A 17,778-nucleotide genomic window follows, 5' to 3' on the forward strand; every position below is an offset into this window, starting at 1 on the left:
GTGCGAGAGCTGCCAGTAACCGGCTACCCAACGACTTCGACGCCTCGGCAGACTCCAGTCGCCGGGGCGTCGATCATTTAACGGGTCGGTAGGCTCGACGGCGTGCCGGTGAACGCAAGCATCGAAGGGCGGGTCTACCCGCCGACCGACCCCTACCTCGTCGGTCGCGAGAAGGTGCGCGAATTCGCCCGCGCCGTCTTCGCGACGCACCCGACCCACCTCGATCCCGAAGCCGCTCGCGCCGCAGGGTACGCGGATGTCGTCGCCCCGACGACCTTCCCGATCGTCGTGACGGCGGCCACCCTCGACCAGCTGCTCGGAGACCCCGACGCGGGCGTCGACTTCACCCGCGTCGTGCACGGCGACCAGCGGTTCGCGTACGCGCGACCGATCGTCGCCGGCGATGAGCTCACGGCCACGATGACGATCACGAGCGTCAAGTCGATCGGCGGCCACAGCATGGTCACCTCGGAGTCGGCCATCGCCGACGCGACCGGCGCGCACGTCGTCACCGCGACCTCCACCCTCGTCGTGCGGGGCGAGGAATGAGCCCCCTCGCCGTCGGGGATGTCGTCGCCGAGCAGAGCTTCCCGCTGACCCGCGACACCCTGGTGCGGTACGCCGGAGCCTCGGGCGACTTCAACCCCATCCACTACCGCGACGACGTGGCCCAGTCCGTCGGGCTCCCCGGAGTGCTCGCCCACGGGATGCTCACGATGGGTCTCGCCGTGCAGCCGGTGATCGACTGGCTCGGCGACCCCGGCAAGGTGCTCGACTACCAGGTGAAGTTCACCCGGCCGGTGCTCGTCGACCCCGAGGTCGGCGCAGTCGTGACGGTGGTGGCGAAGGTCGGCGCCGTCGACGACGAGGGGGCGCGAATCGACCTCACGGTGACCTTCGGCGATCAGACGGTGCTCGGCAAGGCCCAGGTGCGCGTCGCACGTCCCGCCGGATGACCCCGCTCGCGGAGCTGACGACGTTCGGGATCGGCGGTCCCGCGACGACCCTCCTGCAGCCGTCGACCCGTGACGAGCTGGTCGAGCAGACCCTCGGGACGTGGGGCTCGCCGGAGGACTGGCTCATCCTCGGCGGCGGCTCGAACGTCGTGATCGCCGACGAGGGATTCGACGGCGTCGTCGTGCGGGTCGCGACGCGCGGGATGTCGGCCACCCGCGTCGAGGGCAGCGCCCGCCCGGTGCGGCTGACCGTCGAGGCGGGGGAGCCGTGGGATGCCGTGGTCGCCCACACCGTCGCGAACGGCTGGTCGGGGATCGAGGCGCTCTCCGGCATCCCGGGCTCGGCCGGCGCCGCGCCCGTGCAGAACATCGGCGCCTACGGCCAGGAGCTCAGCAGCAGCCTGGTGTCCATCGACTTCCTCGACTTCGACAGCGGGCGCGTCGTGCGCATCCCGGCACCGGAGCTCGGCCTCGGCTATCGCACGAGCGCCCTGAAGCGCGGCCGTCTGGGTCTCGTCGTCGCCCTGGAGCTCGCGCTCGGCGACGAGACCTCGCTGTCCCAGCCGATCGCCTATGCCCAGCTGGCGAACGCGTTGAACGTGCGCATCGGCGACCGCGTCCCCGTCGCCGAGCTGCGGGTGGCCGTGCTCGAACTCCGCGCGGCGAAGGGGATGCTCTGGGACCCGGAGCACCCCGATCCCGACTCGGCGAGTGCCGGTTCGTTCTTCACGAACCCGGTGGTCTCCGAGAACTTCGCCCGCGGCCTGCCGGCCGACGCGCCGCGCTGGCCGACGGCGCCCGAGGAGGCGGCGCGCGTGCTGCCGCTCGGCAGCGACATCCCGCGCATCGTGCGCGGCGAGTATCTCGTGAAGCTGTCCGCCGCGTGGCTCATCGAGCACGCCGGCATCACCCGCGGCTTCGCGCTGCCCGGTTCGCGAGCGGCGATCTCGAGCAAGCACACGCTCGCGATCGTCAACCGGGGCGGGGCGACCGCCGCCGACGTCGTGCAACTGGCGGGCTACATCCAGACCCGCGTGCTCGCCGAGTTCGGCGTGAGTCTCCAGCCCGAGCCCGTGCTCGTCGGCGTGCAGCTGTAGTGTCCGCCGCCGAGATCCACCCGAAGATCGATCTCAAGAAGACGCTGGACTCCTACCGTGCGACGTGGGGGGTGTTCCGCATCCTCGAGCTGCCGACCCGGCGCTACCTCGCGATCGAGGGGCACGGTGACCCGAACACCGCGCCCTACCGTGCGGCGATCGAGGCGATGTATGCGGTCGCGTATCCGCTGAAGTTCGCGAGCAAGAAGGCGGGGCGGGACTACGTCGTGCCCCCGCTCGAAGCGCTGTGGTCGGCGCCCGACCTCGCGTCGTTCACCAGCCGCCGCGACAAGTCGCAGTGGGACTGGACGCTGCTCACGCTCATTCCGGAGTGGATCGATGAGGTCGAGACGGGGGAGGGCGTTCGACTCGAGACGCTCGACGAGGGGCTCTGCGTGCAGACCCTCCACGTCGGGCCGTTCGATGCCGAAGGCCCGACCCTCGCCCGGATGCACGACGAGTTCATCCCCGCCGAGGGTCTCGAGATGACCGGTCGACACCACGAGATCTACTTCAGCGACGCGCGCACCGCCGACCCCGCGAGGTTCCGCACCATCCTGCGCCAGCCCGTTCGCCGAGTCCGCGGTTCCTAACTCTCGCTCTCGGCCACCCTCATCGATCCAGGGGGGCCGAACGCGGCTCTGAGCAAGAGTTGGGAACCGACGTTCAGCGCGCGGCCGTCGTCAGGGCCTCCCGCAGAGCCGCGAGGATGCCGTCCACCTCCGTCGAGGCGCACTCGACGACCGCGCGGCCGTAGTGCTCGAGCAGGGCGTCGGGCGCCCCGCCGAGGTGGAGGAGAGCATCCACCTCCGCCCCGACCCGGGCCAGCGACGCGTCGAACGCGACGGGATCCGCCGGCGGGTCGGCGAGCACGAACCCGTCGCCCGACGGCAGTCCGAGTCGTTCGGCGAGCGCCGCCGCGACATCCGCTCGCGTCGCGGCCGACGAGCCGGCGAGCACGATGCGGATCACCGCGTCACCTCCGGCACCCGGGTGTCGACGAGGTAGCGCGTGTAGGCGGGGATCGTGAGGAACGGCGGGAAGTCGTCTTCGAGCGTCGTGTCGCGGAAGATCGCGGCGGCATCCTCGAAGCGGTTGCCCGCGTCGCCGCCGAAGCGATCGAGCTCCTCGATCAGGATCCGCTCGATCCACTCGCGGGTCACCGGCGTGCCCTCGGCCGTGGTGACGCGTTGGGCCGCCCACTGCCAGAGTTGCGACCGCGAGATCTCGGCGGTGGCGGCATCCTCCATCAGCCCGTCGAGGGCGACCGCGCCGGTGCCGCGCAGCCAGGCCTCGAGGTACCGGAGAGCGATCGACACGTTGGCGCGCACGCCGGCGTCGGTCACCTCGCCGTCGATCCGCAGGTTCACGAGGTCGGCGGCGGCCACCTGCACGTCCTCGCGCAGCCGGCCCACCTGGTTCGGGCGGTCGCCGAGCACGGCGTCGAACTCCGCCAGCGCCACGGGCACGAGGTCGGGATGCGCCACCCACGATCCGTCGAAGCCGTCGGTCGCCTCCCGGCGCTTGTCGGCGGCGACCTGGGCGAGCGCGGCCTCGGTGGCCTCCGGGTCGCGCCGGTTCGGGATGAACGCGCTCATGCCGCCGATCGCGTGGGCGCCGCGCTGGTGGCAGGTCGCCACGAGCAGCTCGGTGTAGGCCCGCATGAAGGGCGTCGTCATCGTGATCTGCTTGCGGTCGGGGAGCACGAAGCCCGCCCCGCGGCCGCGGAAGTTCTTGATGATCGAGAAGACGTAGTCCCAGCGGCCGGCGTTCAGCCCGGCGGCGTGGTCGCGCAACTCGTAGAGGATCTCCTCCATCTCGAACGCCGCCGTGATCGTCTCGATGAGCACCGTCGCGCGGATCGTGCCGTGCGGGATTCCGAGGTGCGCTTCCGCGAAGGTGAAGACGTCGTTCCACAGTCGGGCCTCGAGGTGGTTCTCGAGTTTCGGCAGGTAGAAGTACGGGCCGGTGCCGCACTCGATCAGCTCGGCCGCGTTGTGGAAGAAGTACAGCCCGAAGTCGACGAGGGAGGCCGACGTCGGCACCCGCGTCCCCGCCTGGTCGGTGTAGCGCAGGTGCTTCTCGACGAGGTGCCAGCCGCGGGGACGGGCCACGATCGTCGGGGTGTCCGCGCCGAGCTTGTACTCCTTGCCCTCGGGGGAGGTGAAGTCGACCTGGCGGCGGATCGCGTCGAACAGGTTGATCTGGCCCTCGATGATGTTCGCCCAGGTCGGGCTGGTCGCATCCTCGAAGTCGGCCAGCCAGACCTTCGCGCCCGAGTTGAGGGCGTTCACGGTCATCTTGCGGTCGGTGGGGCCGGTGATCTCGACGCGGCGGTCGTGCAGCCCGGGTCCGGGGCCGGCGACGCGCCACGACCGGTTGCGACGGATGTCGTTCTCGTCGTCGAGGAAGCGCAGGTTGCGCCCGTTGTCGATCGCCTGCCGGAACAGCATGCGACCCGAGAGGCGCTCCTGCCGGCGACCGAGGAACAGGTCGTGCAGCTTGGTGAGGAACTCCAGCGCGCCGGGGCTCAGGATGTCGTCGTAGCGCTCGCCGAGCGGCGCGGTGATCTCGATGCGGATGTCCATGTTCTTCTCTCTTCGTGTCGTGAAGACGGGTGGGTGTCGTCGCGGGCTCAGTGGAACTGCTCGGACTCGGTGGAGCCGACGAGGGCGAGGGTCGCCGACGACGGGTTGAGCGCGGTGGCGATCTTGTCGAAGTACCCGGTGCCGACCTCGCGCTGGTGCTTGGTCGCGGTGTAGCCGTAGGCCTCGGAGGCGAACTCGGCTTCCTGCAGTTCGACGTAGGCGCTCATCTGGCGGTCGCGGTACCCGGTGGCCAGCTCGAACATCGAGTGGTTGAGGGCGTGGAAGCCGGCCAGGGTGATGAACTGGAACGCGTAGCCCATCGCCGACAGCTCCCGCTGGAACGAGGCGATCTGAGAGTCGTCGAGGTGCTGCTTCCAGTTGAACGAGGGTGAGCAGTTGTACGCGAGCTTCTGGTTCGGGAACTCGGCATGGATGCTCTCTGCGAAGGTTCGCGCGAGTTCGAGGTTCGGCTTGTCGGACTCCACCCAGAGCAGGTCGGCGTACGGGGCGTACGCGTGCCCGCGGGCGAGCACGGGGCCGATGCCGTTCTGGACGTGGTAGAAGCCTTCGGCGGTGCGCTCACCCGTGACGAAGGGCGCGTCGCGCTCGTCGTGGTCGCTCGTGAGGAGCGTCGCGGCCATCGCATCGGTGCGGGCGATCACGATCGTCGGCACGCCGGCGACATCGGCGGCGAGCCGCGCGGCGTTCAGCGTTCGGATGTGCTGGCTGGTCGGGATGAGCACCTTGCCGCCCATGTGGCCGCACTTCTTCTCGCTCGCGAGCTGGTCCTCCCAGTGCACGCCCGCGGCGCCGGCCTCGATCATCGAGCTCATGAGCTCGTAGGCGTTGAGCGGTCCGCCGAAGCCGGCCTCGGCATCCGCGACGATCGGCACCATCCAGTCCCGATCCCCTTCGCCGGTTGAGCCTGTCGAAACCTCGATCTGCCCGGTGCGCAGCAGTGCGTTGTTGATGCGCCGCACGACGGCCGGCACCGAGTTGGCCGGGTAGAGGCTCTGGTCGGGGTAGGTCTGTCCCGAGAGGTTCGCGTCGGCCGCCACCTGCCAGCCGGAGAGGTAGATCGCCTTCAGTCCGGCGCGCACCTGCTGCACCGCCTGGTTGCCGGTGAGGGCGCCGAGAGCGGAGACCCACTGGTCCGGGTCGTCGTTGTCCTGGATCAGCTCCCACAGCTTCTCGGCGCCCCGTCGGGCGAGGGTGCGCTCCTCGCGCACCGGACCGCGCAGGTCGATGACATCCTGCGCGGTGTAGTCGCGCCGCACGTCGCTCCAGCGGGGGTCGGCCGCCCACTCGGTCTCGAGGTCGGCAGCGGTCTGGGTCATGTCGCCGGGGCGAGCGCCGCGGCTTGTGGTGTCGGTCATGACCTCAGCGTGCGTCCGCCGCAAGCCCGATTTCCTGGATCGGGTGCCAGAAATATTGCAATCTTTCTGTTCCCCGCAAGGATTCAAGGGTTCAGGATGGTCGCATGGCGCTTTCGTCTCCCGAAGACCTCGACGATGAAGAGGTGCTCGATCCCCTCACCATCGGCCGGCGCATCCGGTCGCTGCGCACCGACCGCGGCCTGACCCTCGAAGCGCTCGCCGCCGAACTCGGCCGTGCCCCCTCGCAGGTGTCGGTCATCGAGAACGGCAAGCGCGAGCTCAAGATCGGCGAGTTGCAGAAGCTCGCGCGCATCCTCGGGGTGACCCTCGACGAGCTGCTGAGCGCCGAACCGCCGTCGCGCCGCGCGGCCCTCGAGATCGCCCTCGAGCGCGTGCAACGCGGACCGCTCTACACGAGCCTCGGGCTGCCCGCGGTGCCGGCCCGCAAGACGCTGTCGGATGACGCGATCGAGGCGATCCTCGGACTGCACGACGAACTCAAGCGCGTGCACGAACAGCGCGCCGCCACCCCGGAGGAGGCCCGACGCGCGAACGTCGAACTGCGGGCGGAGCAGCGTCGCAAAGGAAACCACTTCGACGACCTCGAGACGATCGCCCGCGACCTGCTCACCGCGGTGGGCCACCAGGGGGGTCCGCTGTCGCAACGCGTCGCGGCCGACCTCGCGAGCCACCTCGGATTCACGCTGCACTACGTCGGCGACCTTCCCGAGACCACCCGCAGCGTCACCGACCACGCGCACGGACGCATCTACCTCCCCGTGCGGCAGTCGGCCGGCGGCGACCCGCGTTCCGCGCTGCTGCAGGCGCTCGCCGCGCACGTGCTCGGCAAGCAGGAGCCGCGCGACTACGCCGACCTGCTGCGCCAGCGCGTCGAGACGAACTACCTCGCCGGCGCGCTGCTCATCCCCGAAGCATCCGCCGTCTCGTTCCTCACGGCGGCGAAGGAGGCGCGCGAACTCAGCGTCGAAGACCTCCGGGATGCCTTCGCCGTCACCTACGAGACAGCCGCCCACCGGTTCACCAACCTCGCGACCAAGCACCTCGGCATCCCGGTGCACTTCCTCAAGGTGCACGCGAGCGGCGCGATCTCGAAGGCGTACGAGAACGATGGGGCGCTGTTCCCCACTGACGTGCTCGGCGCGGTCGAAGGGCAGTTGGTGTGCCGCTACTGGAGTGCGCGCCAGGTGTTCGCCGTCGAGGACCGTTTCAGCCCGTACCACCAGTACACCGACAAGCCGTCGGGCACCTACTGGTGCACGTCGAGCATCCAGAGCACGACGTCGGGCGCGTTCTCGGTGAGCGTCGGCACGCCCTTCGCGCACGTGAAGTGGTTCCGCGGGCGCGACACGGCGCGGCGGCAGACGTCCCGCTGCCCCGACCCGACCTGCTGTCGCCAGCCCGCCGCCGCCCTCGCCTCGCGGTGGGGCGACAAGGCCTGGCCGTCCGCACGGCTCAACTCGTCGCTGCTCGCCGCGATGCCGTCGGGTACCTTCACCGGCGTCGATCTCACCGAGGTCTACGAGTTCCTCGACGCCCACGCGCCCGACTGACCACCCCGCGATCACTTTCATGGCGGGAGGTCATCGGCGAAGTGAATGTGGCGAACCGTGATGCGCAGGGAGGGAGCCTTTCAGAGGCAGGGCTCCCTCCCTGCCCTGTTTCAGCCCTCGATCACCTCCGCGCCCACTGCACGGACTCTCCGTTGGTCCGCGCATTCGGGGTGATGGTGATCTTTGTCACGTTGCTGCCGACGTAGTAGGTGCGGCGCGTCTGGTTGGTTGCGGACCAGACCTGCTGGCCTGACACGTTGTACATCCGGATGGAATAGGGCGCGTTCGAGTTCCCGACGACCGTGGCGAAGATCTCGACGTTGAACGCCGCATGCCCGTTGGCGTAGACGAGGTTCAGCGTCGGGTCGCTCGCAGACAGTGTGACCGAGCCATTGGCGGCTCCCGATGTTGCCGCCTGTGCCGGCGCGACCGCGCCGAACACGAGGCCGAGACTCACTGCGATGGCCGCTAGGCCGGTCAAAAAGCGCTTCATGAGATTCCCCGATCCTTGTGTCGACACGCGACCCTGCGTCGCGTGTGTGCGGCGAGTGTTGCACTCGCATACGGCCCTGGCAATGGGCACCGGGACCGCCGTCATGGGGACCCTGAGCAACGAGTGGTAGTCGTGGTCCCGCCGGGGTCGAGGAGCGCCGAAGGCGCGTGTCGAAACCTCACCCGGGCATGATGGACCAGTGAGCATCTGGTTCGGCACCCCGACGATCGACGACGCGAACTCCCGCCGCGGCGGCACGATGATCGAGCACCTCGGCATCGAGTTCACCGACATGACCGACGACATGCTCGCCGGCCGGATGCCCGTCGACCACCGCACCCGCCAGCCCGCGGGCGTGCTGCACGGCGGAGCTTCGGTGGTACTCGCCGAGACCCTCGCGTCGTGGGCGGCAACGTTCGCGGTCGATCGCGAGAAGTTCCACTGCGTCGGCATGGAGATCAACGCCAACCACCTCCGCCCGGTACCGGACGGATGGGTACGCGGCGAGGCCCGCCCGATCGCCCTCGGCCGCACGACGCAGGTCTGGGAGATCCGCATCACCAACGACGACGGCAAGCTCGCCTGCATCTCCCGCTGCACGATGGCCGTGCTCGCGGTTCCCTCGCAGTACTGACATAGCCGCTCTCGTCGATCGCGGACCTCAGCCGCACCTCGAGATCGCGGACGAGCTCGGCGTCAGTGCGGGTCACAGAGGGACGGCATCACGCACCACCGACGCTGCGACATTCGGCCGCAGCGCGGACGCGGGAACGATGTCGACATCGGCTTCGAGGATCGCCGCAAGATCGAGTTCGGCGCGAGCGATCGCGAACAGCGAGACTCCTGAATCGAGGTCGACCAGCAGGTCGACATCTGATCCCGCCTCGTCGGTTCCGCGCGCGACACTGCCGAAGACCCGGGGTCGACGGGCGCCGAGATCACGAAGGATGCGAATCACCTCAGCGCGTCGTGATGCAAGGCGTCGCCCGAGTTCTGTTCGACCCCGAAAGCGCAGAAGTCGTGAGACTTCGGGCTGGCTCCGACCCAGCGCGTCAGCGATCTCCCGCTGGGTCAAGCCTCCGAGGTGACCGGCGCGTGCGGCGCTCACGAGAAGTTCGCGCGACCGCAGATGCAGCGCGTCAGCCTCCTCGGCGCGTTCCCGGAGTTGGCGCGTCAGTGTCACTGAGGGCGGCATATAGCAGATGCTATCAACGAGATCGAGCGGCGGGTCATAGGGTCGACGGGTGAGCACCGTGCGCTACGTCGCGATCGGCGACTCCTTCACGGAGGGCGTCGGCGACGAACCCGAACCCGGCGTCGTGCGCGGCTGGGCCGACCTCGTCGCACAGGGCTGGGCGGATGCCACGGGTGCGCCCGTCGAGTACGCCAACCTCGCGATCCGCGGCAAGCTCGCCCAGCCGATCCTCGACGAGCAGTTGGAGCCGGCGCTCGCGCTGAAGCCCACGCACCTGTCGTTCAACGGCGGCGGCAACGACATGCTGCGGCCGCGCACTCCGCTGACCCGACTCGCGGATGCCTTCGCCCACGTGCTGCGACGCTGCGACGAGGAGGGAGTGACGCTCATCCTGCTGAGCGGTGGCAACCCGTCGGGGCAGCTCCCGCTCGGCGGACTCGGGCAGCGGCGCGGCGACCAGCTCTCGGCGCTCGTCGAGGCGCGCTTCGCCGCACGCGACGACCTCGTGCGCGCGTACAACTGGCCCGACCGCGAACTCGCCGCCCCGAGCTTCTGGGCGCCCGACCGGCTGCACCTCAACTCCCGCGGACACCATCGCGTCGCCGCGCGCGTGCTCACCGCCCTCGGGCTCGAGCCCCGCCCCGCGTGGTGGGACGCCGCCGACCTTCCCGAGACCGTGCGGCTGCCCCGCGCTCAGTACGTGCGGGAGCACCTCGGCCCGTGGGTGCGACGGCGGCTGACGGGGACCTCATCCGGCGACGGCCGCGAGCCGAAGTACCCCGCCTTCGTCACCGTCGCGCCCGCCTAGCCCGCGAGGGTCGCGAGGCCGAGGCCGAGGTTGTCGGCGAAGACGTGCTCGGGATCCCACTGGGCCTTCAGCGCCCGCAGCCGCGCCAGGTGCGCGGCCGGCCAGACCAGGTCGCGCGCCACGTCATCCCGGCCCGTCTCGAACGACAGGTAGGCGCCGGTGAGCCACGGCCGCATCCCGTCCCACGCCGCGTCGAGTCGGGCGGGGTCGCCGGAGAGCGCGGTGAGCGAGAACGCGGCCTCGCGCCCGGCGTAGGCGGTGGCGTCGGCGGGCACATCCGCGACCGCTCCGCCGACCGCGCGGAACTGGAAGAAGTGCGTCGCCCCGGAGACGAGGAACGCCGCCGCGGCTTCCGCGAAGTCGGGGGTGATGTGGTCGACCATGCCCGTGTGCGCGTGGGGCTCGCCCTGCGCGGCGTGCGGGCCGGGGGTCAGGAACGCGGCCATCACGTCGGGATAGGACTGGATGCTCACCTGCTGTCCGGCGAGGGGCGCCAGCTCGGCGAACGGCTGCAGCCGCGCGATGACGGTGTCGGGATCGGCGGAGTCGATGAGCGCCAGGATCGTCGCCGAGGCACCGCCCCCGCGACCGGGGCCGAGGACGAGGCTCGCCGTCAGGTCGCGCGGTGACGCCTCGACGATGCGGCCGTAGCCTTCGAGGAACGCGGCGATGTCGTCGGTCGCGAACTGCAGCTGGGCGAAACCGACCTCGCCGGTTTCGTGCGCTTCGATCTCGAAGGCCACGGCGATCCCGAACTCGGCGCCGGCGCCGCGCATGCCCCAGAAGAGGTCGGGGTTCTCCTCCGCCGAGGCGCGCACGAGGCGACCGTCGGCGGTGAGCAGCTCCACCGCGCGGACGTGGTCGATCGTCAGCCCGTGCTCGCGGGCGAACCAGCCGACGCCGCCCGCGGTGGCGAGCCCGCCGACCCCGACCCCGCCGTAGTCGCCGCTCGTGATCGCCCAGCCGTGCGGCTGGAGGAACCTCGCGACGTCGATCCACCGTGCCCCGGGCTGCACGCGCACGAGACGCCGCGACGCGTCGAGCAGCTCGAGGGCATCCAGCTTCTTCAGGTCGATGACGATGCCGCCGTCGTTCGTCGAGCGTCCCGAGATCCCGTGCCCGCCGCTGCGCACCCCGAGCGGCACGTCCTGCGCGCGGGCGAAGGCGAGCGCCTCGCGCACCTCGTCGACGGAGCCCGGGCGCAGCACGAGACCCGGATTGCCGCCGCGGAGGTAGTTGTTGCGCACGCGCGAGAACGCCGAGTCGCCCGGCTCGACCGCGGTCGCGGCTAAGGACGCCGGCATCCCGTCGTAGTCGATGCCGGGCCGCCGGGCCGCGAGGGCCGCCGACGACCGCACGACTCCGGTGGTCGTGCCGCGGGTGGCGCGCTCCTCGTCGACGCGGGTCCTCACTTCGGGCACGACCTCGGTCGCGAAGGTCGCCATCGTCTCCGGGTCGTCGGACGCGAGGATGAAGGTCGCGACCCCCTGCTCGAGCGCGAGCGCCACGAGGTCGTCGACCCACGCCTCGGGCGGACCCTGGAACGGGGCCGATGTCTGCGCGGTGAACGCGCCGCCGACGTTCAGCATGCGGCGGATCTCCCGCGGGTCGCGCCCGGCCGCCGTCGCCGCGGCGTCGATCGTCGCGTTGCCGGTGATCAGTCCGTCGAGTCCGACGTAGGCGAACGACGGCAGCCAGCCGTCGCCCTTCCGGCCGACGAGGCGCAGCATCCGCGGCTTGAGCGCGCCGATCCAGATCGGGATGTCGTGCGCCGGTGCCGGTCCGCGCTTCGCGCCGTTCAGCCGGTAGTACTCGCCCTCTAGGCGGAGGGGAGCGCGCTCGCCGACGTTCCAGAGCGCGCGGATGACGTCGATCGCTTCGTCGAGCGCCTCGACGCCCTGACCCGGGGTGAGGCGTCGCCCGCCCATGCTCTCGATCGCATCCCAGAAGGCGCCCGCGCCGAGCCCGAGCTCGAACCGTCCGCCGGAGAGCAGGTCGAGACTGGCGGCCGAGCGGGCGAGCACGGCGGGCGGGCGCATCGGCAGGCTGTGCACGTTCGCGGCGAGATGGATGCGGGACGTGCGCGCCGCGGTCCAGGTCAGCAGCGTCCAGGTGTCGAGGAACGACGGCTGGTACGGGTGGTCCTGGAAGGTGACGAGATCGAAGCCGAGCTCCTCGCTGAGCACCGCGAGATCGACGGCGTGCTCGGGCGGGTCGGCCGCCGGGGTGACGAAGGTTCCGAACCGAAGAGGGAGTCCGTAGTCGGGCATGGCTCCATCGTGCTCGGTGCGCGCTCCGGATGCTCGCCCCGGGTTAGTCGCTTACGGCGCGTAAGTGCTGGCGTCGCTCGTCGGCGATTGCCCACGTGGTCAGGGGCTGCGCGGCGGCGATCAGCTCCCGACCGCGGCGGGTCGGCGCGTACGAGATCGTGACCGGGGTCGTCGGCACCACGGTGCGCTCGATGAAGCCCTCCGCTTCGAGCTCCTTGAGGCGCACCGACAGCAGCCGGTCGGAGATCCCCTCGACGAGCACGCGGTACTCCGAGAAGCGCCGAGCCCCGCGGATGCCGGCCAGGATGATCGCCCCCACCCAGCGCCGCCCGATGAACTCGAGGTGCTGCACCATGGCGCGGCACTTGTCGTCGTCGATCGTCTCGAGGGTGGGCTGGGCCTGGGCGTCGGTCACTCACCTAGAGTAAGCATCCGCGCGCTTCCTCGCTGGTTGGTCTCGATACACCGGGCTGCGCCCGGCACTCGACCCGCGGGTCAGCGGGCGACGTAGACGGTGTTCGTCGAGGTGCCGCCGGTGAGCGGATTCGCGAACTCCACGACGTGCGCGTCGGCGGTGGGGAACACCGTCGCGAGGTCGGCGAGGAACGTCTCGTCGGGCGGGTCGTCCGACCAGAGCGCGAACACCCCGCCGTCGCGCAGGTGCCGGGCCAGTCGGCGCAGCCCGTCGGGCGTGTAGAGGTCGGCGTGCGACGGGTCGAGCGAATGCCGCGGGGAGTGGTCGACATCCAGCAGGATCGCGTCGTACCGCGCCTCCGGTTCGCGCCGCATCAGCGCGAAGAAGTCGTCGAGCACGAGGCTCGTGCGCGGGTCGCCGGTGAGCTGCGCTGACACGGGCAGCAGGCCGCGCCGGTGCCAGTCGATGACGGCGGGCAGAGCATCCACCACCACCAGCGACCCGACCGCGTCGTGGGCGAGCGCCGCCACGGCGGTGTAGCCCAGTCCGAGCCCGCCCACCAGGACGGCCAGGTCGGCGCCGTCCAGTGGAGCGAGCCCCAGGTGGGCGAGCTGCTCCTCCGCTTCGGTGAAGAGGCTCGACATCAGGTATTCGTCGCCGAGCTTCACCTCGTAGACATCCACGCCCAGGGTCGGCTCGACCCGTCGCCGCAGGAACAGGTCGCCCATCGGGGTCTCCTGCCAGTCCAGCTCTTCGAAGCGCAGCGCCATCCCGCTCACCCTACGCATCAGCGGGTTGAGTGCCGCCGCAGGCGGTGTATCGAAACCGACCGACGCGCTACTCGGGGGCGGTTTCGATACACCCGCTGCGCGGGCACTCAACCTGCGGTTAGAGCAATCCCAGATCCCGGGCCTTCGTGACGGCACCGGTGCGGGATTTCGCGTCGAGCTTGGTGAATGCGTGCAGCAGGTGCGATTTCACGGTGGCCTCCCCGAGGCTCAACGCGACGCCGATCTCGCGGTTCGACAGACCCGTCGCGACGAGGCGCAGCACGTCGAGCTCCCGCCCGGTGAGCTGCACGGCCGGGGTGCGGGTCGCGGCCCGCCGCACGAGCACGCGCGACACCGACGGCGCGAGCGCGACCTCCCCGGCGGCGACCGCACGGATGCCGGCGAGCAGCTCCGCTTCGGGCGCCGCCTTCAGCAGATACCCCGACGCGCCCGCCCCGATCGCCCGCAGGATCGCGTCGTCGCTCTCGTAGGTGGTGAGGATGACGACCCGCGTCGACGGCACGGCGGCGAGGATGCGGGCGGTGGCGTCGTCGCCGTCGAGGTCGGGCATGCGGAGGTCCATGAGCACGACGTCGGGCGTCAGCGAGACCGCGAGTTCGACGGCATCCAGTCCCGTCGCCCCGGTGCCCACGACCTCCAGGTCGTCGGCGGACTCGACGAGTCCGACCAGTCCGGCCCGCACGATCGGATGGTCGTCGACGATCACGACGCGGATCATGCGCGCACCTCGCGCGGGAGCGTCGCCGTGACGATGGTGCCGCCATCGCTCGCGACGGTGAGGGTGCCGCCGGCGAGGGCGAGTCTCGCCCGGAGGCCGCTCAGGCCGAACCCATCGGGCAGAGCGGCGGGGTCGAGCCCGCGGCCGTCGTCCCGCACGCGCAGCACGGCCGCATCGTCCTCCGCGACGAGCGACACCGACACCGTCGAGGCCCCGGCGTGCTTGCGCACGTTTGCCAGACCCTCCTGGGCGCAGCGCAGCAGAACGACCTCGGCATCCCGGTCGAGCGGGCTGTCGAGCTCCACCGAGAGTTCGACGACCACCGACGTCTCGCGCCGGAAACGTTCGACGAGCACGGTGAGGGCCTCCGGCAGTCCGCTCGTCAACTCCACCGGCGCGCTGCCGGCGACGAGGGTGCGGGTCTCAGTCAGCGCCGCACGGGCCGACTCCTCGACGAGCTCGAGGGTGTCGTCGGTGAGTCGCCCGGATGCCAGCTCCCGCCGGGAGCGCTGCACCAGCAGCACCACGCCGGCGAGGTCCTGCGCGATCGTGTCGTGCAGGTCGCGGGCCAACCGCTCCCGTTCGGAGGTCGAGCCGGCATCCCGATGCAGCACCGCGAGCTCGTCCTGCGCCGCCGTCAGCTCGTCGAGCAACCGCGCCCGTTCGGCGCCGAAGACGGCGATGCGCCAGATCCACAGCCCGAGGGCGATCGAGCCGGTGAGCGAGAAGACGAACGTCACTCCGGCGCTCGCGAAGGTCGCCCACGACGGGCCGAGGGAGACGAAGAATCCGGCGGCGGCGGCGGTCGCCACGGCGGCGCTCGAGAGGATGCCGGCGCGCCGGGTGGTGGCCAGCACCCAGCCGGCCGGCATCGCGAGCGACTGGAAGACGGCGAGCGTCGGTGCGACCGAGACCAGCGCGAAGGTCGCGACCACGAGGATGCCGACGAACACTGCGGCCCGGCTACTCCCGTCGGGGGCGCGCCGACCGAGGGTGACGAAGGCGATCAGCACGGTGACGAGTGTCCCGGCGCCGACCGGACCGAGCGGCGTCGTCGGCCAGGAGAACGCGAGGATGACGCCGCAGACGGCGACGACCGCGAGAACCGCGACCGTCCACCACGGCGACGCCATCACCCGCGAGTACTGCATTCAGGCATCCTTGCGGATCCACCGGAACGTGACCCGCACCACGATGAGTCCGACCACGAGCCAGATCCCGCAGACCAGGGCGATGAGCGGCAGGTCCCACGAGCCCGACGGCTCGCCGCCTTCGAACTCCGCGGGGAGGAACACCGCGCGCATCCCCTGCGCCAGCCACTTCAGCGGGAAGACGCTCGCGATGGTGCGCAGCCACTCGGGCAGCCCGCCGAAGGCGATGTAGACGCCCGAGATGAACTGCAGCACGAGCACGATCGGGATGACGACCGCCGTCGCGCTGCGACCGGAGCGGGGCAGCGCGCTCAGCCCGATCCCGAGGATCGCGCACGTCGTCACGCCGAGCAGGAACACCCAGGCGAAGGTGACCCAGCGACCCGGATCCGTCGGCAGTTCGACGCCGAACACCGTCGCCGCGACGAGGATCAGCAGTGCCGACTGCAGCAGCCCGGTGACGAGCACCTGCCCGAACTTACCCAGGAAGTACGACACCGGCGAGAGCGGCGTGCCGCCGAGGCGCTTGAGCGTCCCGTCGCCGCGTTCCATCGCGATGTCGATCGACATGTTCTGCAGACCGGAGAGCAGGAGCCCGGCGGCGATCATCCCGGGCAGGTAGTACGCGGCCGAGGAGATCTCCGCCCCCGGCGGTCCGAACGCCGCGTCGGAGAACGCCACCGAGAAGATGAGCAGCATGAGCAGCGGGAACAGGAAGGTGAAGAACACCGTGTCGCCCTGCCGGAAGTAGCCGCGCACCTCGTAGCCGACGCGGGAGACGCCGTTGCGCAGGATCGAGGCGATCATGCCGTCACCTCCTGCTGCGTGCCGACGAACGACAGGTAGATGTCCTCCAGGCTCGGGCGGATGACCTCGAGCCGGTCCGGCTCGCCGTCCGTCGAGAGCCGTGCGACGAGGGCGCCCGGGTTCTCGGTGCGCTCCTCGCGCACCATCCCGTTCTCGCGCCAGCGCACGATCGGCACCCGCGCGTCCTCGCCGCCGAGCTCGTCGATCCGGCCGAGCGCGGCCATCGTGCCGTTCGCGATGATCGCCGCACGGCTCGACAGCTCCGCGGCCTCGTCGAGGTAGTGCGTCGTGAGCAGGATCGTCGTGCCCTCGTCCTGCAGGCGTCGGATCAGATCCCAGAACGACCGCCGGGCCTCGGGGTCGAACCCGGTCGTCGGCTCGTCGAGGAAGAGCAGCTCGGGGCGTCCGACGATGCCGAGCGCGACATCCACGCGACGGCGCTGCCCCCCGGAGAGCTTCCGGATGCTCGTCTTCGCCTTCTCGGTCAGCCCGACGGCCGCGATCACCTCGTCGACGTCGCGCGGATTCGGGTAGAAGGCGGCGAAGTGGGCGAGCTGTTCGCGCACACTCGCAGCAGGGGCCTCACCCGTCGACTGCAGCACGATACCGAGCCGCGCCTTCCAGTCGAGCCCGCCGTGGTGCGGGTCGGTGCCGAGCACCTCGACCACGCCCGACGTGCGGTCGCGATACCCCTCGAGGATCTCGATCGTCGTCGACTTGCCCGCGCCGTTCGGCCCGAGCAGAGCGAAGGTCTCGCCCCGGTCGATCTGGAACGAGACGCCGCGCAGGGCGTCGACTCCACCCGCGTACGTCTTCCGCAGGTCCTCGACCCGCACTACCGCATCTGTCATGCCCTCAGCCTGGCCGTCCCGTCGCGCCGAGGCCACGACCGTCCGGTGGGAATCCTCTCCACCGAATGGTGGATGGGCGGGCCCGGCCTAGGCGAAGAGCCGCTGGAGGCGGGCGACGCCCTCGCGGATGTCGTCGTCGCCGAGCGCGTACGAGAAGCGCAGGTATCCGCTCGGGCCGAACGCCTCGCCGGGCACCGCGGCGACCTCGGCCTGCTCGAGGATGAGGTCGGCGAGCTCGAGCGACGACGTCGGGGTGACGCCTCCCCACTCGCGATTCAGCAGACCGGTGACATCCGGGTAGACGTAGAAGGCACCCTCAGGCGTCGGGCAGACGACACCCGGGATGGCGTTGAGGCCCTCGACGATCAGCTTGCGCCGGCGGTCGAACGCGAGGCGCATCTCCTCCACCGAGTCCTGCGGTCCGGTGAGAGCCGCGATTCCGGCGCGCTGCGAGATGTTCGACACGTTGCTCGACAGGTGCGACTGGAGGTTCGCGGCGCCGGCGATCGCGTCGGCCGGTCCGACCATCCAGCCGAGGCGCCAGCCGGTCATCGCGTAGGTCTTGGCGACGCCGTTGACGAGGATGGTGCGGTCGGCGATGGCCGGGAACGCCTCGACGATCGAGACGGCCTTGACCCCGTCGTAGGTGAGGTTCTGGTAGATCTCGTCGCTGATCACCCAGAGGCCGTGC

General features: G+C 70.7%; 20 protein-coding genes. 7 read left to right on the forward strand and 13 right to left on the reverse strand.

Translation table 11 applies throughout. From position 1 onward, the window contains the following. Positions 1-102: 102 nt before the first annotated feature. The 4 genes from ACILQS_RS10865 to ACILQS_RS10880 are packed head-to-tail and all read left to right on the forward strand — an operon-like array spanning position 103 to position 2,646. Positions 103-549: a MaoC family dehydratase N-terminal domain-containing protein gene (locus tag ACILQS_RS10865; protein ID WP_395640143.1), complete on the forward strand. Its 447-nt coding sequence runs from the start codon at positions 103-105 to the stop codon at positions 547-549. Further along, on the forward strand, positions 546-956 hold the full coding sequence (locus ACILQS_RS10870) for a MaoC family dehydratase (protein ID WP_395640144.1): 411 nt from the start codon (positions 546-548) through the stop codon (positions 954-956). Before ACILQS_RS10865 ends, ACILQS_RS10870 begins: the two co-directional genes overlap by 4 nt. Next, the gene (locus ACILQS_RS10875; protein ID WP_395640145.1) at positions 953-2,053 is read left to right on the forward strand and encodes a UDP-N-acetylmuramate dehydrogenase; all 1,101 of its coding nucleotides are present in this window, start codon (positions 953-955) and stop codon (positions 2,051-2,053) included. The genes ACILQS_RS10870 and ACILQS_RS10875 overlap by 4 nt, the downstream gene beginning before the upstream one ends. Continuing rightward, complete coding sequence (locus ACILQS_RS10880) at positions 2,053-2,646, forward strand: GyrI-like domain-containing protein (protein ID WP_395640146.1); 594 nt, start codon at positions 2,053-2,055, stop codon at positions 2,644-2,646. Before ACILQS_RS10875 ends, ACILQS_RS10880 begins: the two co-directional genes overlap by 1 nt. Before the next feature lie 73 nt (positions 2,647-2,719). Here the strand turns inward: ACILQS_RS10880 and ACILQS_RS10885 are convergent, their stop codons facing one another. From ACILQS_RS10885 to aceA, 3 genes are read right to left on the reverse strand one after another with little or no spacing between them, the layout of a single operon-like run. Beyond that, positions 2,720-3,025 carry a hypothetical protein gene (locus tag ACILQS_RS10885; RefSeq protein WP_395640147.1) on the reverse strand — a complete coding sequence of 102 codons (306 nt, stop codon included), beginning with the start codon at positions 3,023-3,025 and terminating at the stop codon, positions 2,720-2,722. Next, positions 3,022-4,641, reverse strand: coding sequence for a malate synthase A (gene aceB, locus ACILQS_RS10890; protein WP_395640148.1), 1,620 nt, complete (start codon positions 4,639-4,641; stop codon positions 3,022-3,024). The genes ACILQS_RS10885 and aceB overlap by 4 nt, the downstream gene beginning before the upstream one ends. A 47-nt stretch (positions 4,642-4,688) precedes the next feature. After that, a complete protein-coding gene (gene aceA / locus ACILQS_RS10895) occupies positions 4,689-6,017 on the reverse strand; it encodes an isocitrate lyase (RefSeq protein WP_395640149.1) in 1,329 nt (442 codons plus the stop codon). A 104-nt stretch (positions 6,018-6,121) separates the two neighbouring features. Between aceA and ACILQS_RS10900 the strand changes: the two genes are divergently transcribed. Then, on the forward strand, positions 6,122-7,588 hold the full coding sequence (locus ACILQS_RS10900) for a helix-turn-helix domain-containing protein (protein WP_395640150.1): 1,467 nt from the start codon (positions 6,122-6,124) through the stop codon (positions 7,586-7,588). Between the two features lie 121 nt (positions 7,589-7,709). Here ACILQS_RS10900 and ACILQS_RS10905 read toward each other — a convergent pair whose 3' ends face one another. Next, positions 7,710-8,045 carry a hypothetical protein gene (locus ACILQS_RS10905; RefSeq protein ID WP_395640151.1) on the reverse strand — a complete coding sequence of 112 codons (336 nt, stop codon included), beginning with the start codon at positions 8,043-8,045 and terminating at the stop codon, positions 7,710-7,712. A gap of 235 nt (positions 8,046-8,280) precedes the next feature. On the opposite strand from ACILQS_RS10905, the gene ACILQS_RS10910 reads away from it, so the two are divergent. Next, positions 8,281-8,715, forward strand: coding sequence for a hotdog fold thioesterase (locus ACILQS_RS10910; RefSeq protein ID WP_395640152.1), 435 nt, complete (start codon positions 8,281-8,283; stop codon positions 8,713-8,715). 72 nt (positions 8,716-8,787) lie between these two features. Here the strand turns inward: ACILQS_RS10910 and ACILQS_RS10915 are convergent, their stop codons facing one another. After that, positions 8,788-9,276, reverse strand: a complete 489-nt coding sequence (locus tag ACILQS_RS10915) for a nucleotidyltransferase domain-containing protein (RefSeq protein WP_395640153.1) — start codon at positions 9,274-9,276, stop codon at positions 8,788-8,790. A 49-nt stretch (positions 9,277-9,325) separates the two neighbouring features. Here ACILQS_RS10915 and ACILQS_RS10920 point away from each other — a divergent pair, with 49 nt between their 5' ends. After that, the gene (locus ACILQS_RS10920; protein ID WP_395640154.1) at positions 9,326-10,084 is read left to right on the forward strand and encodes an SGNH/GDSL hydrolase family protein; all 759 of its coding nucleotides are present in this window, start codon (positions 9,326-9,328) and stop codon (positions 10,082-10,084) included. Here the strand turns inward: ACILQS_RS10920 and ACILQS_RS10925 are convergent. From ACILQS_RS10925 to ACILQS_RS10960, 8 genes are all read right to left on the reverse strand, one after another. Next, the gene (locus ACILQS_RS10925; protein ID WP_395640155.1) at positions 10,081-12,354 is read right to left on the reverse strand and encodes an LLM class flavin-dependent oxidoreductase; all 2,274 of its coding nucleotides are present in this window, start codon (positions 12,352-12,354) and stop codon (positions 10,081-10,083) included. The two genes, ACILQS_RS10920 and ACILQS_RS10925, sit on opposite strands and share 4 nt — an antisense overlap. A gap of 43 nt (positions 12,355-12,397) precedes the next feature. After that, positions 12,398-12,769, reverse strand: coding sequence for a winged helix-turn-helix transcriptional regulator (locus ACILQS_RS10930; protein WP_395640156.1), 372 nt, complete (start codon positions 12,767-12,769; stop codon positions 12,398-12,400). A gap of 80 nt (positions 12,770-12,849) precedes the next feature. Beyond that, positions 12,850-13,539 (reverse strand): spermidine synthase, encoded by a 690-nt coding sequence (locus ACILQS_RS10935; protein ID WP_395640157.1) that lies wholly within the window; start codon positions 13,537-13,539, stop codon positions 12,850-12,852. Between the two features lie 118 nt (positions 13,540-13,657). Continuing rightward, positions 13,658-14,278, reverse strand: coding sequence for a response regulator (locus ACILQS_RS10940; RefSeq protein ID WP_395640158.1), 621 nt, complete (start codon positions 14,276-14,278; stop codon positions 13,658-13,660). Next, a complete protein-coding gene (locus tag ACILQS_RS10945) occupies positions 14,275-15,429 on the reverse strand; it encodes a sensor histidine kinase (protein ID WP_395640159.1) in 1,155 nt (384 codons plus the stop codon). Before ACILQS_RS10945 ends, ACILQS_RS10940 begins: the two co-directional genes overlap by 4 nt. Beyond that, positions 15,430-16,236 (reverse strand): ABC transporter permease, encoded by an 807-nt coding sequence (locus tag ACILQS_RS10950; RefSeq protein WP_395640160.1) that lies wholly within the window; start codon positions 16,234-16,236, stop codon positions 15,430-15,432. Then, complete coding sequence (locus tag ACILQS_RS10955) at positions 16,233-17,087, reverse strand: ABC transporter ATP-binding protein (protein ID WP_395640161.1); 855 nt, start codon at positions 17,085-17,087, stop codon at positions 16,233-16,235. Before ACILQS_RS10955 ends, ACILQS_RS10950 begins: the two co-directional genes overlap by 4 nt. A gap of 87 nt (positions 17,088-17,174) precedes the next feature. Next, a partial coding sequence (locus ACILQS_RS10960) for an aminotransferase class I/II-fold pyridoxal phosphate-dependent enzyme (protein ID WP_395640162.1) occupies positions 17,175-17,778 on the reverse strand: 604 nt, incomplete at its 5' end.

This window comes from Pseudolysinimonas sp., assembly GCF_044239695.1.
In the GTDB taxonomy this organism is placed as follows: domain Bacteria; phylum Actinomycetota; class Actinomycetes; order Actinomycetales; family Microbacteriaceae; genus Pseudolysinimonas_A.